General features: G+C 43.3%; 8 protein-coding genes. 2 read left to right on the forward strand and 6 right to left on the reverse strand.

Annotated elements, in window-relative coordinates; genetic code table 11:
* Positions 1-1,005: 1,005 nt before the first annotated feature.
* The 4 genes from DXN05_RS17260 to DXN05_RS17280 all read right to left on the reverse strand — a co-directional run bounded on the left by DXN05_RS17260 (position 1,006) and on the right by DXN05_RS17280 (position 7,837).
* Positions 1,006-2,412, reverse strand: coding sequence for a hypothetical protein (locus tag DXN05_RS17260; protein ID WP_116848532.1), 1,407 nt, complete (start codon positions 2,410-2,412; stop codon positions 1,006-1,008).
* 176 nt (positions 2,413-2,588) lie between these two features.
* On the reverse strand, positions 2,589-4,136 hold the full coding sequence (locus DXN05_RS17265) for a DUF6734 family protein (protein ID WP_116848533.1): 1,548 nt from the start codon (positions 4,134-4,136) through the stop codon (positions 2,589-2,591).
* 38 nt (positions 4,137-4,174) lie between these two features.
* Positions 4,175-5,377, reverse strand: a complete 1,203-nt coding sequence (locus DXN05_RS17270; protein WP_158559291.1) for a TlpA disulfide reductase family protein — start codon at positions 5,375-5,377, stop codon at positions 4,175-4,177.
* A 777-nt stretch (positions 5,378-6,154) separates the two neighbouring features.
* Entirely contained in the window at positions 6,155-7,837 is a 1,683-nt protein-coding gene (locus DXN05_RS17280) for a vitamin K epoxide reductase family protein (RefSeq protein WP_116848535.1), read from the reverse strand.
* A gap of 270 nt (positions 7,838-8,107) precedes the next feature.
* On the opposite strand from DXN05_RS17280, the gene DXN05_RS17285 reads away from it, so the two are divergent.
* Together DXN05_RS17285 and DXN05_RS17290 are read left to right on the forward strand one after the other, a co-directional pair.
* A complete protein-coding gene (locus DXN05_RS17285; protein ID WP_116848744.1) occupies positions 8,108-10,294 on the forward strand; it encodes a peptidase domain-containing ABC transporter in 2,187 nt (728 codons plus the stop codon).
* A gap of 38 nt (positions 10,295-10,332) precedes the next feature.
* Positions 10,333-11,670, forward strand: coding sequence for an HlyD family secretion protein (locus tag DXN05_RS17290; RefSeq protein WP_116848536.1), 1,338 nt, complete (start codon positions 10,333-10,335; stop codon positions 11,668-11,670).
* Positions 11,671-12,187: 517 nt separating this feature from the next.
* On the opposite strand, the gene DXN05_RS24740 is transcribed toward DXN05_RS17290, so the two are convergent.
* Positions 12,188-12,331 carry a hypothetical protein gene (locus DXN05_RS24740; RefSeq protein ID WP_158559292.1) on the reverse strand — a complete coding sequence of 48 codons (144 nt, stop codon included), beginning with the start codon at positions 12,329-12,331 and terminating at the stop codon, positions 12,188-12,190.
* 56 nt (positions 12,332-12,387) lie between these two features.
* A complete protein-coding gene (locus tag DXN05_RS17295) occupies positions 12,388-15,105 on the reverse strand; it encodes a T9SS type A sorting domain-containing protein (RefSeq protein WP_116848537.1) in 2,718 nt (905 codons plus the stop codon).
* Positions 15,106-15,202 lie beyond the last annotated feature (97 nt).

The following is a 15,202-nucleotide window of genomic DNA, read 5'->3' on the forward strand; positions in this document are numbered from 1 at the left end:
CTGCAACGAAAAAATATCCAGATCAGGTGTATAACTATAAAAACAAAATGAGGCTGCCTCTTTCTTGAAGTGCCCCCTAAAAGCGTCTAACTTTAAGGGGGCACTTCATCTTTTGAGACAGCCTCTTTTCGTTTACAGTCTTCATCATTTATATCAAGTAGAACCATTCTGAATGTGAGTAATTCCTTGAGCACTTTGAGCATTTAAATTTGCTCAAGGAATTACTCAAGAGTTCCTCCTAATAACCTCACTGTCAACTGAATGGACCGTTCATTTTGTTGGTGTTTGATGCTGTTTGGTATATCAAGAAAGCCTGCTCAACCAGGCGCGATGCAGGAATCGAAGCAAACAGCATTAATCAAACTCAAAATGAATTGTCATGAGCACATTTGGCATGGACTTTTTTGTTCGACGTAATTCGAAAAACAAGTCTATCGCACATGTCTATTGCAAAGTTACCATTGGAGAGTAGCTCGCAACTTGAGAATTCTTCCCAAAGTTCGTGCGCTTTGGCCTTGCAATAACTGATCAATAGGCAAACCTCATACAACGCTTTTACACTTCCCAAATGGCCTGGCGACAGTAATAAGGATTTTAACCAATTAATTTTTCCAGGGATATTTCTTGCTTTTCCTTTAACTGAGAATATTTGGCTGGAAAATATCGTAGGAGCGTGCCCCTGATAAATTCAATTTTGTTTTTTTCTATAGGGCGTATGATATGTAGGTCGCTGGAATGAAGAATCGCCTTATTGTACCATTCCGACAATAGTTCATGCATGGGCATGTGATTCTTTATTGAGGTCCTAATTTATGCCATTCAGCCTGTTTCCTGGGTGATTCATTTTAAAAACATAGGTGCCGGGACATATTTCTCTCGTCCCTAATTGTAATCGGTAGGGGGCACTGACCCTACTACTGGCGCAGCATTTATTTGGAAGTATTTTGCCCCGATTGTTATTTTTATTTGCATGCTGCTGCAATGTTTCCCTGCATATTTCCAGTGCTACGATAGTGCTCGAAACGCGTCTTCTGTAATATCGAGCTGCGCGATTTGGTTTTGCGTGACGCAATGATTGACGACATAGTTATCATATCCCACCCATCTTAAAATCAACATACTAATAAGCGTATAGAGCCGGGTTGCCGCATAATAAGTGTCCTGGTCTTTTTTGTCGTCGCTACGATCTTCACCGAGTTTAGCGAGATCTATCGTGCGGCCATGGAGAAAATCATTACGTGCGTTTAACATTTTGAAATCTTCCTGCGATAGTTTAATACCAACGGCCTCGAATGGCGCGGTGAGCCTTGTTCTATTGGTCGGTTGGTTGATGTTATCGATTTTGCCACGCAGAATATTATAGCCATCAGGCCCCAGTGCTTCCTGAAACTTAGAAAGCGTGTTCCTAAATTCTCCCAATATCTCTTTCTTCAATCTTTCTGTCTGTATGGGTTTTAAATCCAGCTTTTTATCGCCCAAAATAACATCAGAAAGCGTTTCCAAAACAACCGATAAACCGGCGGGCATCAGTATCAGGCTGCCAGTCAACGACTCCAGCGTTAGAATAATTGCCCCGCGCAGGGAAGCGTTGTGATACAAATGTTCGCAGAGTTTTGAAAACTCTGGCAGGCTAATGGTTCTAAGCCTGTTTTGCTCATGGAAATCGTCTTGTATATGTTTGGGAATATCTTTAAACGCATATGGGTTCGTATATACCGGCTTGTAGATGGTTCTGATGGTTTTTCTTTTTTGCCAGAACTGCCAGCCGACTATTTCTCGCATCTCCGGATTGGCATAGGCGAAATACCAGCCTTGTTCACCCGCTAAATGACCGCTTATAAAGCCCAAACCGCACAGGACTGCAAAAGCCTTATCCGCGAAGCTGTCAAGATCCTGTTTTGCAGGGGATTCGATAGAAAGGTACCATTTATCCTCGACCGGAAATGTACATATTGTCAATTCTTCGCCGTTTATTACAGCTGCGGTTCCGAGTCGTGAAATAAAGCCAAGGTCTGATTCGAAGTGGCGTTCTTCCAGGCTGTAATGAAGATATATCTGTTCTTGCAAAGGCATCAGCAGCCGAAAATAGTAGTTACCCTTTGGTTTAAAACCAGCCGAGGCCAGGTTTCCCACCTGGGCAGTGGCTGAGGGGCCGCTTGCCTGAAGTATATACACATCGTTTGCTATCAGTGTTTCTTTTTCTAGCGTGAGGGTTAGCTCTTGGTAAGTCGCACCGACAATCTCCTCCCGATAAACAGAATTCCTCAACATAATGTCGAGGCGGAAATGATCTTCTTCCGGCAAGAGCTCAGCCGCTTTGTTATGAAAGGGGCTATTGTTTTTAATGATTTGAACGGAGAATTGGGCCCTTAAACGGCTGATAAGTTCGATTGCCTGTTTGTGATAAATCATCTTTTCGTATAGACGGGCTGAAAATTAGCGTATTCCTGCGAATATAGGCAAGTGTGCAACCAATTGGATTAGTTTATAGCGAATGTATATTCAAGGACTGTATGAGACATTGAGGCTTCAATGCTGCCGATTTAGGAAGGCCCTTAATCACCCTTGAGTTTTGGAAGGCCTCAGCTTTAGTTTTCTACCGGTTTGAAAATAGAGATAAATTTATTAGCCAAAAGCCGCCTTATTTTTATAAGCGTTAGAATTAGGACTTCATCCGGGCCATTATTCGGGTTGTCGGAAGGGAAAAGTTCGTGCACTTGTCGCAAGAGGTCAGCAAACGTTATTGCTTTATCCAGCAGCGCCAGGATATTATATTCTAGTTCATCAATGACGACTTCCCTGCATTCATGATAAAATATTTCCGGAGTGCAGGCGATGATCACTTCCTTATCTTCTTCTTTGAGTTGACCATCCATGCTTTCGATAGGCATATACCAGTTGAAAGGACTTTCAATTGTATCAAGCCAAGGATGCCTGCTGATGAAAAATGTATTTTGCTCTGAAAGGGGCAGTAAAAAGAATTCAAATTGTGCAAGGGAGCTAGTTTCCATTTCCAACAGGTCCTTGCCCGGAACCTGTTTCCAGGATTTGGTTAATTCGCTCAGCTGGGTCTCGTATTTTTGTAATTCTTTAATAAAATGTTGCTCTTTTGTCGTCTCGTTTTTACTATTCCTTGGAAATGCACCCCAATGCTCTTTGTCTTTGATGTGCGTGATTGAATGTCGTCTTTGGTAAATGGGGAGTGCGCCAGATTGCGGCTGCGCAGCAGTGTTGTCTTTTGCCATTCTTGCTTGATAATATTTGTGTTCATCATCGAACGCTTCCAATATTTTATAAAAATAAGCTGGATACTCTTTCAGTAGCGTTCGCGCCATTAGCTCGACAATGTCTTTGGTTCTTTTGTGTTTACCAATTAAGTGGAGGTATTTTAATTTCGTAGGTGTTAGCGCGAAATCGGCAAACTCATGCATCACATACCCATCGTCTTGATACTGTTTGTCAAAAAGATAAGTTATCTGCTTATTTCTATTTGAACAAAGGGAATGAAAGAGAATCTGTTCACAAATAATATTGAAGCCATCGGCAATATCGTTTGGAAAAGCTGCGACATTGTCCTCAAAAAAATTGGTTGCAACGTTCGTATACTCCCGAATAAAATCTAAATCATGGCCGCCAAATATTCCGGCATTGCAGGATGGGATAGCGTTTTTGCAAAGGTCTGTGTCCAGATAAGCTGGAACACTACACAGGTTGCTGTAGACCGTATCCGTCAGCTTCCTGTAGACGGCTGTGCCCATTTCAAAATTCTGCATAACCAGACCAGCTTTTTCTAGTTTATCTGCAAACTTATCAAAGATGAACACATCTGCATCAACGTGCAAAAATGGCTTTTCCTGCAAAGCATAGGTCTTGATTTTAGAGATTGCCCAGTGTGTGCTGAATGCATGGTTTAGGTCATCGTGGGAAATATGCACTGCCGTATAGGGGAGATTGAGCCTGTTTATAAGTAGTTCAGCACCTGCAGTGTCGGTATACAAATGGACGTCAGGATAGAATTCTTTAAGTTTAAGGCAACTCAATGCCCATCCCATCAGGTGAAATTTGGGGGAATCCCATCCAAAATTGTAGGTCTTCCAGTCCTTACCGGAAGACCAAAAAGTTTGTACTATTCTCATGCACTTAAATAGTTATTGGGCCAGTGATTAAAATATCTCTATTTCATTGCCAGTCCGCTACTATCCAGATAACGTTTTATTTCGGCGGTATATTCATCTTTTACCCCCGGAGCGTATCCTGAAAAGCGTTTAAACACATTTCCCTTGTTATCTACAAACAAGGTTGCAGGTATCGTTCCGTTAAAACCGAATATCTCCCGACTGTAAGCAGCTAAATTCGAGGGCAACCACATCTGTTCCCAGGGCATTTTTTCTTCATCCACCGCTTTTTGCCAATCTTTTTTATTTTGGTCAATAGACACGGAAACAAATCGCACATGGCTGTTTTTAGAAAATTGTTCGTACAGTGGCTTCAGTTCCTTAATCTCCATCCGACATGGACCGCACCAGGAGGCCCAGAGAATTAACACATTTAGCTCTTTGGATGGATCAAGTGCAGGCTGCAGCGATCCACTAGTGTTTTCCAATTTGGTTTTTATCCCAAGTTTTTGTTCTTCTCTTGCGGTAATTCTCTTGGCGATTTCTTGCGCAGTAGCAGACTTGCGCAGCTCTGGGTTGAAATCATTGAGTAAACTTTGTACCTGTGGGTTTGATAGGCTACCCTGATTTTTATTCAGTTCGTACAGCAAATAATAGGAGTAGGGATACTTTTTTACCCAACTCTTGATGCGTTGGAAGGTGCTATCCGTCATGCGATCAAATTCAAAAGAGATGTTGTACAGCACTGCGGTTTGCTTGCCAGCATGTATGGGATCTTCCGGATACACCAATTTCACTGAATCGGGGAGAACAAAATCTTTGGGCGTGAAGTCTTTTAACGCTCCGGTTATCTGGATATCACTTGTATCCTCCAACATGAAAAACTGGGAATGTAAACCTCCGCCATTTTTTAGCTTATTCGTAACGAAATTGAACATTCTTTTATGGCCATTTTTATCTCGATGCTCCAGCGTCAGGTAGGGTGGTTCCTGATACATACTTCGGCGCACTGCAAGTTCAAAATTGCCGTCTGCCGTGGCCGAAGAGTCTACAATTTTACGGTTTTGGTCCAGTAGGTATATATGACCATCAGGTAATCCGCTTAAATGTCCGGTTATTTTCATTTCTCCGCCCATATTTGTCTTGCATGAAAGTCCTGCGAATATTGTAAGTATCACTGCTGTATAGAGCAATACCGTTGATCTACGTGCCCAGTGGTTGCGATCCGAAAGAAGATTGATTAGTGTTTCGGTGAATGCCATATAGCTAATATTTATAGTCATATTTGAAGGCTAAAATATACCAGGTATATTTTAGCCTTTAGATTTAACCGAAGTTACCGCACCTGCTTACCCCTCCATTGCTTGTTACGTTCACAGGGCCGAGGCCTGTCTCGCAATAGCACTGGAAGAAGTCCGTACCCAAAATTGCTGTAGAACTGCAGGAGCCCGACCATGTTGCCCAACTACCGTTGGACCCTTGAATGGTGAGCGTGCAGGGGCCAGAAGAGCAACCGCCGCCGGAGCTGCCTCCAGAAACCTGTTTCATTTCTTCTTTTGTCAGAAGTTCACTCGCGTTGAGTGAAACTGCTTTCAACCTTGCATTTTTCATTGTTGTGATTTTATTTGAAGGTGATAGTGAATCGCGCAGTATCACATAATGGTGTCGCCCTGTTTTAAAGAATCAAACTCAAATTGTAACGACACCCTGCGGAAAAAGAACTAATTGGTACACCTGCTTACACCGCCATTGCTCGTGATGTTTATCGGACCCAGTCCAGTTTCGCAATAGCAAAAGGTGTAAAATGTTCCCTGGAGAAGTCCAATACTACAATTTCCACTCATTGGTAGCCAGCTTCCGTTTGGTGTCTGAATGTCAATTGTGCATGGTCCAGATGCACAGCCTCCGCCAGAACTTCCGCCACTGACTAATTTCATCTCTTCCCTCGTAAGCAGCTCGTTGGCGCTTAGCGCGACTGATTTTAGTGATGCTTTTTTCATTGTTATTGATTTGGTGAAGAAAAAACATTGCTTCTTGAATTAACCTTCAAAAAAATATTTTAGATCGTTGATTTTATACTGGGGAGGTAATTCGTAAAATGACTCGTCGCCGGCAGCATCGGAAGGAATATTTACAAAAAAGGAAGGCGTGAAATCAACCTTAATTTTTTCGCACCAGCTGTGCATCATTGTTATCTTGTCGACTAATGCAGAATCATTCAATTCTTCTCGCATCGGATATTTTTCTGCGAATGCTGCATAATCCCTTTTTTCCGCTAGGTACCAATCATCCAATGCTTTGTTGAGCAAGTGCTCATCATTTTTTTCCGCGATCGCTAAAATATGCTTAACGGGTTCGGCTTTAGAATCTTCGGGTGCACTAGATGCCGTGAATATTATACGGAGTTGGAGGTCAGGTATAGATTCGACGAGCTGATGTAACGAAGAATGCGATTCGGCGCAGGGACCGCAATATGGATTGCAGACTTTAATCAGTTTATGCTTGCCATTGGGATTTCCAATCACTATTCCCATGCTCCCTGGATCTTCTGTTAACCGCTTTTGTCTCATTAGCAGGGCCTGAAAAATCTCGCTATTTCGTTGCATTCTGATTAATTCCATTTTACTTGCCTGGCCCTCTCTAGCGTTTTTGTCGAGTCTTATAAGGGTAGTCGTTACAATTAGTGGTAGTAAGTAACCTAGCCCCGCCGTGACCATCATGTCGATGTTAAAGATTGTGAAAGAATGTTGGTTCCAGGATGGGAGATTCGTGATGCAATTCAAAGTAAATTGTAGTAGCAAAATCGCTTGTGTACAAAGGCACAAGACACACCAGCGCCGTACAATGCGCCACTGATAGAATATTGAATAGCCTATAAAGGGTAGGGAGAAAATCGACATCCAACTTAATAATGCCCCTACCTGGGGATTTGTCAGACCCTTGAAAGTGAGTAATAGTAGCGTACCTACAAAATAGGAGAAGCCTATTTCACTCCAGCTGAAGCCAGCAATATGGGCAGCATTGGAATGTAGAATCGCGTGGCAGTCGGTTTTCTCATTGATGCTACATACCTGGCGCAACATTTGGCCTATCTCACTTCGGTTGTGCGATAGCAGCAATGAAGTAACAAAAAGGCCAAAGACCGATAGCATGGTGTTTAGGACGGGTATGGTAACCGACAGGCCTTGCGTGACAAGCGTATAAACAGCCAAAATGGTTGTCGCAATTGGCAGCAGAAGTATCGCGGAGACTTGAGCAAGCCTTTTTCTTCGTTCCGCCGCTATTTTTTTTTCGTAGTCAACCTCTCCGGATTCATCCGAAGGTTCAGCCGCGAGTACAATCATCGTGCAACGCCCTATAAAAGCATCTCTTTCACACCAGGACCATAACGAGGTTTCGGGGTCCAAGAAATGTACTTGCTCATCGGTTGTTTCATCGACAATGGTAAACGGTGCGGTGCCATTTCGAACAATGATTTGAGAGATAAATGGAGTAGGTATTATTAGAAAGTTATTTCGGTCAAACTTCGCGGCTAGATTGTCAATTCGATGATTTGATAAAACATCGCTAATGCTCAACAGGCTAGGGAATGCTGGATGCTCTTCTAAAGAGCGCACCAGCGTTGAATTTGATAGTTTTATCTTCAACAGTCTTAATAAGTGTCGCGTGACCGCAATGGCGTTTGCCTCCGCGAAGCGGGGGTCTTCCAGATTAGCAAGCATATGGCTAGGTTATTATAATGTCTTATAGGTTGCGCGGGTAGAAACCGGTGCGTGTAAGGTAGATAGTGATTGTGGGATGCTGTGACGATAGCTGTAATGATACTTTCGTTGATCTTATTCAATGATGAAGCAGCTTACATACTATATTCAAATATAAAATATGTTTTCAAAAAAAAAATTATTGAGCAAAATTTTAATTTTTTGTTTCACATAATACTATGTGAGTTTATTTATCTTTCAGTAACAATCATGTCTATACAACGATTCTTCATGCCATTTACTTTTTACAAGCAACTTAACGCGATGGACTGCGGTCCAACCTGTTTAAGAATGATAGCTAGATATTACGGAAAGCATTTCACTAGTGAGACTATCCGGAAGCAGATGAATTTTGGCAGGCAAGGTGCGACGCTATTTGATATAAGTGAGGCTGCCGAGAAATTTTGCTTTAGATCAAGGGGTGTCAGGGTTCCGTTTGAAAAATTACTCCAACTTCCTGTTCCCGCAATCCTCCATTGGAATCAAAATCATTTTGTGGTGCTGATTTCAGCATCAAGCAAAAGGATTTCAGTTGCAGACCCGAAAGCGGGTTTGGTAAATTTTACAAAAGAGGAGTTTCTACAAAAATGGGTTTCAAGTAAGTTGGAAGGTGTTGGCGATGTCGGTTCAGCCTTGATACTGGAGCCTACGCCAGCATTCTACGAACAAGAAGGCGATAAGGCAAAGGCATTGAATTGGGGTGTTATTTCCCGATATTTGCATCCACAGCGTTGGCAGGTTTTTCAGGTTGTTGTAACCTTGCTGGTCGCGTCCCTCTTACAGCTTATTTTCCCCTTTTTAACACAGACAATGGTCGATACGGGTATTAATACCCGAAATATGCAGTATATCACTATTGTGCTTGTCGCTCAACTAACCTTGACTTTGAGCAGCACGTTCGTTTCCTTCATTAGAAGTAGACTTCAGTTGAGAATAGCTAATAGCCTCAATATTTCTATTCTATCGGACTTTTGGATTAAGCTTACCAATCTTCCTCTTTCTTATTTTGATTCAAGGCAAGTAGGGGACACACTACAACGCATCAATGACAATAAAACAATTGAATCGTTTCTTACCGGGCAAGCTATTACCACTTTGTTTTCGATGCTCAACTTTGTTGTGTACAGTATCGTGCTTGTGTTTTACAACTCATCTCTTTTTTTGGTATTTACCGTTGGGAATCTTTTTTACTTTATCTGGATACAGCTATTTTTACGCATAAGGAGAAAAATTAACTATCAAACTTTTCACCTGTCCTCCTATGAAAATACTGCTACCCTACAGTTGATTCAGGGGATGCAGGACATAAAATTAAACCGAGCTGAAAGGTTAAAAAGGTGGGAATGGGAAAATATTCAATCCAAGGTACTAAAGCTCAATTTTCGCAATCTGAACTACAGCCAATTGCAATCTGCCGGTGCTGTTTTTATCTCTCACGGTAAGGATATTTTGATCAGCTTTTTAGTTGCCCGAATGGTGGTTGAGGGGACACTAACCTTTGGGGCGATGTTAGCCATACAATATATCATCGGACAGATGAGTAGCCCGATAGAGCAGTTTATTGGACTTGTTCAAAGCGTTCAGGATACAAAAATTAGCATGGAGCGCCTAAATGAAATCCACCTTATGGATTCCGAAGAGCCCGCTGGAAAAACATTTACCCGTTATTTACCCGATGATAAATCAATACATATCGAGTCTGTTTCTTTTGCTTATCCTGGAGCGGTGCACCAACCTGTCTTGGATAACATTTCTCTTACGATACCTGCAGGGAAAGTTACGGCAATAGTCGGCGTAAGTGGCAGTGGTAAGACTACCTTACTCAAGTTGCTACTCAAGGTCTACGATCAATACCAAGGACATATCGATGTTGGAGGAAATAATTTTAGGTATTTGAGTCCCTCATTTTGGAGAAGCCAGTGTGGCTCGGTATTGCAAGATGGCTATATTTTTAATGATACCATCGCGCGGAATGTCGCATTGGGGGACGAATTTGTGGACCACTTAAGGTTGATAAAATGTTGTAAGATAGCCAATATACTCGCGTTTATTGAGACTTTGCCAAATGGTTTTGACACTAAATTGGGGATTGACGGAACAGGGTTAAGTCAAGGGCAAAAACAGCGATTGCTTATTGCAAGAGCCGCTTATATAAATCCAGAGTATCTGTTTTTTGATGAAGCTACCAATTCCCTTGATGCTGAGAATGAAAAATGTATTGTTGAAAATTTAAGTGCATTTTTTGAAGGACGCACTGTTGTAATTGTAGCTCATCGCCTGAGCACCGTGAAGAATGCAGATAAGATTGTTGTTCTACACCGGGGTAAGGTTGTCGAGGAAGGTAATCACAAGACATTAAGTAGCAAACGGGGGCGTTACTATGAATTAGTGAAAAACCAATTAGAACTTGGATCTTAACGTTACCAGTAATTTATTGCCGCTAAAAGTTAACCTATATGAGCATTACAATTGATCAAAACGATGAGATACAGGCTGTGAGGGATGTAGTAATTGATGAAGGGTTGTATCAGCGATCGGATATGGCGCAAGAGATTATTTCGCATCAGCCTTCTTTCCTGGAGAAATGGGCGCTATTGGTACTATTAGTTGTACTTGTTTGTTTGTTTGGCGCTACGGGACTGATAAGTTATCCCGATACTATCGAGGCGAAGGCTAATTTAACCTCATCGAATTCTGCCAAGGAGGTTGTAGTTCACCAGGACGGTAGGCTTACAAAACTCTTTGTGCAAAGCAATCAACAGGTTCATTCGGGCGAGGTAATTGGATGGGTTGAATGTACAGGGAGTCATCAGCAGATTCTCGAACTATCTAAAATGCTTGATAGCAGTATCGCCCTTTTAAATAAGGGGGACTTTGAAAGATTGGCAGGGCTATATCATACAAATTACATTGATCTTGGGGAACTACAAGATGAATATAAGGCATACACTACCGCTTTGCAGTTGTTTAATGACTACGTGCTCAATGGCTTTTACCAAAGAAAAAAGGCGGTGGTCGATCGTGATTTAGTGTCGATGGACGCGAATAGAGCTATGGTCCTTCAACAAAGGCAGCTCACAGAGCATGATCTTCAGCTGGCGGAGGAGTCCTACAGGATGAAGAAAGTGCTCTTTGAACAGAAAGTAATATCGAAAGACGAATTCAGGGGAGAAGAGAGCAAATTGGATAATAAAAAATTACTGATTCCTCAATTGGATGCTTCGTTATTAGCACTTGATGCCCAGGCCAGAGCGAAGCGAAAAGATCTTGACCAGCTTGAGCACGATAAGAATGAGGAGCTGTCTGTATTTCGGCAGTCGTTGTTGTCTTTGAAAAGTCATGTTGATACCTGGAAGAAAAACTTCATCTTAATTGCACCGATAGATGGGATTATTATGTTCACGGCCCCGCTACAAGAGAATCAATACCTGCGTTCGGGAAAGCAAATTTGTTTCATCACCCCCAATAACATCGATATTTACGCTGAGCTGTATTTACCACAAGCGAATTTTGGAAAGATTGATACTGGTCTTAGTGTACAATTAAGGCTCGATGCTTATCCATTTGAGGAAAATGGGGTATTACAGGGAAGGTTGAACTATATTTCAAACCTGCCCAGCGATAGCGGTTTTTTGGCGACTGTGCAGCTGAGCCACGGACTGGTCACAAACAATAAGCGCAATATTGTGTATAGGGAAGGGTTAAAGGCAAAGGCGATTATCATAACAAAAGACATGACGCTTTTGCAGCGAATTTATTATAATGTGGTCAAAGCGACGGCTGTACATCAGTAATCGGGGAGCGAGCCTATCGTTATACGTGCCCCAATTCTGGTATCACTTTTACGATTCGGACAGCGTAATTTCGAAATCTAATGGCTTAGTAAATGGATATGTCATAATTGACCACTTACCGGATTGTTGACAATACGATTTTCTATAAACATCCATATTTGGATGTTGGTATCACTGTAAAACCAGCTGAGGCCGTTTTTAGACCTTTGGAATCTTTGGCAGAAATGGTTACGCACCGAGCAAGACGCAGCGGATTTTCTCGTTAAGGCAGTTGATCAAGGCAGAAAGATAGGTATGTTCATCGATTGTCCCTGGCAGTTCATTCGTTGGAAAAAGAGATTCAATTTACTCAACACCTGTAGTTAGGGGGCCTTATTTTGCCCATAAGTTCATACGTCTGATGGGGGGCTTTAGGCAGCCATTTACAAGTTGCCATAATGATGGTAGCATTCTTCATCAAAGCCATCTTGAATAATGCTGCTTCACTGCGCGTCATGCCGGGCTTGTTAACTGTGATTTAATTGTTGTCATCGTAACCCAGGCTTTGTTTAGTAAGATAATTGAACTGTAAAAAGATAGCCAATGTGGCGATGATTAAAAACGATGCCAGTGCAAACTGGAATACAACCAGTGACTTTTGCAGATAGTTTTTACCGGCCATGATAAACGTAAAACAAGAAACCCGGAACAAAAAAGCGGGCCGGAGCCCGCTTTTTTTTATTGCTTGATGAATTTGTAGCTTTTTGTTTTTTGCCCGTCTCTTATTTTAAGAAAGTACATGCCTGGTGTTAATTTACCTACATCAACCGATGTGCCTTTGGCGGAAAGCATGCGCTGGCCGTTGTTATTGTACACTTCCAGTTGTGTGGGTTGAAGTAATCCTTTTATATAAAGCCGGTTGTTGGCCGGGTTGGGATAAATAGAAACAGCCTTTGCATCAGTGGTCACCTTTACTGAATCTGTTGCTTTGGCGGCAATAATATTACCGATGCGTGCGCCGCTGCCCGGTGCCTGACCGAATAACTCAATCTCTGCGAGCTGCAAAATGGTGCCGCTGTTATTGGTTAAGTTGAAACGGTAATAGTTGTAGGCCGCGGTATTGGTGAAATTGAAAATCCTTTTCTGGAAGCGATGCGGGAAATCCTGATTGGTGCGGGTGTCAATAGTGGTCCAGGTAGAACCATTGGTAGAACCCTGCAAAGTCCAGTTCAGCGGGTCACGCTCCGGTGAATCATTGGCTGAAGTGATGGTATAACTTTTTACCACATAGTTGGTACTTGCCTGGTATTGTATCCAGCCCGATGCATTAAACGTGAGATACTTGGTATTGGCATTGTTGTCGGTAAGATTGGTGTATTCCTCGCCTGCGGGTGAACCGGTTTGGTATTGTGCGCTTACTGTGCCGCCGAGATCGGTAATATCAGTGCCATAACTAACACCCGGGTTAACAGGCAGGCCATTCGCTTCACGCATCAGCTGAAACAGGTGATCCGGGCGTACTACAATGTGATTGGCATCGAGTGAGTTCATTACGTTTTTAAAATTGGTGGGCTTAACGTCTGTCCAGGGTTGCGCCTGTATAATTACAAAACGCGGGCTGGTGCCATTCCAGCCCGAAGAAGCGGAGGCTATCGCATCTTCCATAGCCTGCTCACCTGTACAGTAGTTACATGAAAGCGGCTGGCCAGGTAATGAATTGCTGTATACGGTAAGCGGCCCGCCGGTATTCTGTGCCGTTAAACCCAGTAATGACGGTGCATTGGCTGCAAAGGCTTCACCTACATTCTGGTTAATGCCACCGGTAATGGTGTTCCACACAGTTACTACTTTAAAGCCTGCGCGTTTGGTGTAGTCTTCTGTTTTGGCAACATATTGGTCGAGGCTGGTTGCGTTGGGGAAATTATTGGGATACGCATAACCATAACCTGAGGGTCCTGAAATAAGGTTGTCGTTATCGGTAGAACTCTGGTGAAAATAATTCAGGGCACCCGGCATAGCATCGAGCATAGCAGGTGATAAAGTCCAGCCCATGGGTACAGATCCGCGATCGGGGTTGGCCCATAGCTTGCGCATCAGGTGTTCTACATACTGCAGGTTATCGCCATCGCTTAAGATAAACGCTACGTATATTTTGTTCTGCAAAGTGGGTTTGGCAGGTATAGGTTTTACATTTACTGTTCTTGACATACCGCTGTGCACGGTGAGGTTGGTAGAATAGTCGCTGGCAACCGTGGCAATGCCATAGCTGGATGCGCGTGTAATGCCGGAACCTTCTTCAGGCCACCAACCCATAAATGTGGCGCTTGGCGGCATAGATGACAGAAAGCTGTTCAACAGCGTGCTTTCAGCAGCTACATTGGGATCGAGCCAGATAACCGCGGCGCCCAGCGCTGCTGCATATTCGCGTAAGCCGGCGCGGTGCGCGTCAGGACTTAACCCGATTAACATGCGGTGATCTATAGATGGCCAGTATGTATTGTACAGCGTTTGGTATACCTGCAGCTTGCTGGTAAACTGGTTGCGAAGGTCAACCAATACCGGGAAGTTATACGGCGCAGCTGTTAAGCGTGACAACAGGGTGGGTGATACCACCAGGGCCTTTTTGTCTTTGGATAGTGTAGTGGCCAGGTTAACTGTATGTATCTGTGCGGGGTCATAAACAATCAGGCCGGATATTTCGCTTTTGTACTTGGTTACCAGGTCCCAGCGGTTGGCATATTCCGTCCAGGTTAAACCCAGTGATTGCGGCCATGCATAAGGGCCTTCTGCAAAAGCATCGCCTTCATAGGAAAAGATACGCGGCCGGGTTCTGTTCACCACACCTTTCAGTGAAGAAAATAAGTACATCTCTGCCGTATTATCCTGGCGTACGGCTACATAATCTACTTTAATGTAAGCAGCGCCACGCCAGAAAACGCGCAACTCAATTGGGTGGTGATCAACCGGCATGGTAAAGGGCAGGTTGAAACTGGTGTAGTTGGATGCAACGGTGAACTGCTGGCGTGTTACAGCCTGAAACGCAAGCGTAGCGCCGGTGGCAGCATCACGTACATCAATGTCTACAACAGAATCGTTGTTGGCAGTGTTGTTGTCAATCTTCATCCTGAATTCTGCAACATTGGGTCCGGCAGTTAAACTGGTGTCGTAAGGGCCGAAGATCATGTGTTGATTGGCTGCATCTATACCGGTTTGGCAAAGCCAGCCATCTGTTTCCAACCGGCCGGTGTGGTGACTGAGCGATGCCCCTTCGCCTTCCCATCGCCATGATTTTTCGTTTAAGGTAAATAAATCCTGGTTAGTGGCAGTTGTTGGAAAGGATGGCAGCAACTGATTTTGTGGCCAGTTAATCTGCGCCTGTGCGGTGTTCTTACATAAGGCAAGCAGGGCGCATAACATAGCAGCAACCGTTAGCAGTGTTTTTACTTTGGTCGTCATAGTAGTTAGAGTTTTGTTTGGGAGAGTGGATATGGGTAAGCTGTTTGATGTTATGGTTAAGATAACCCGGCAAGTGTTGCCCGGAAGCCAGGCTTCC

This window comes from Deminuibacter soli (assembly GCF_003412455.1).
GTDB lineage: Bacteria > Bacteroidota > Bacteroidia > Chitinophagales > Chitinophagaceae > Deminuibacter > Deminuibacter soli.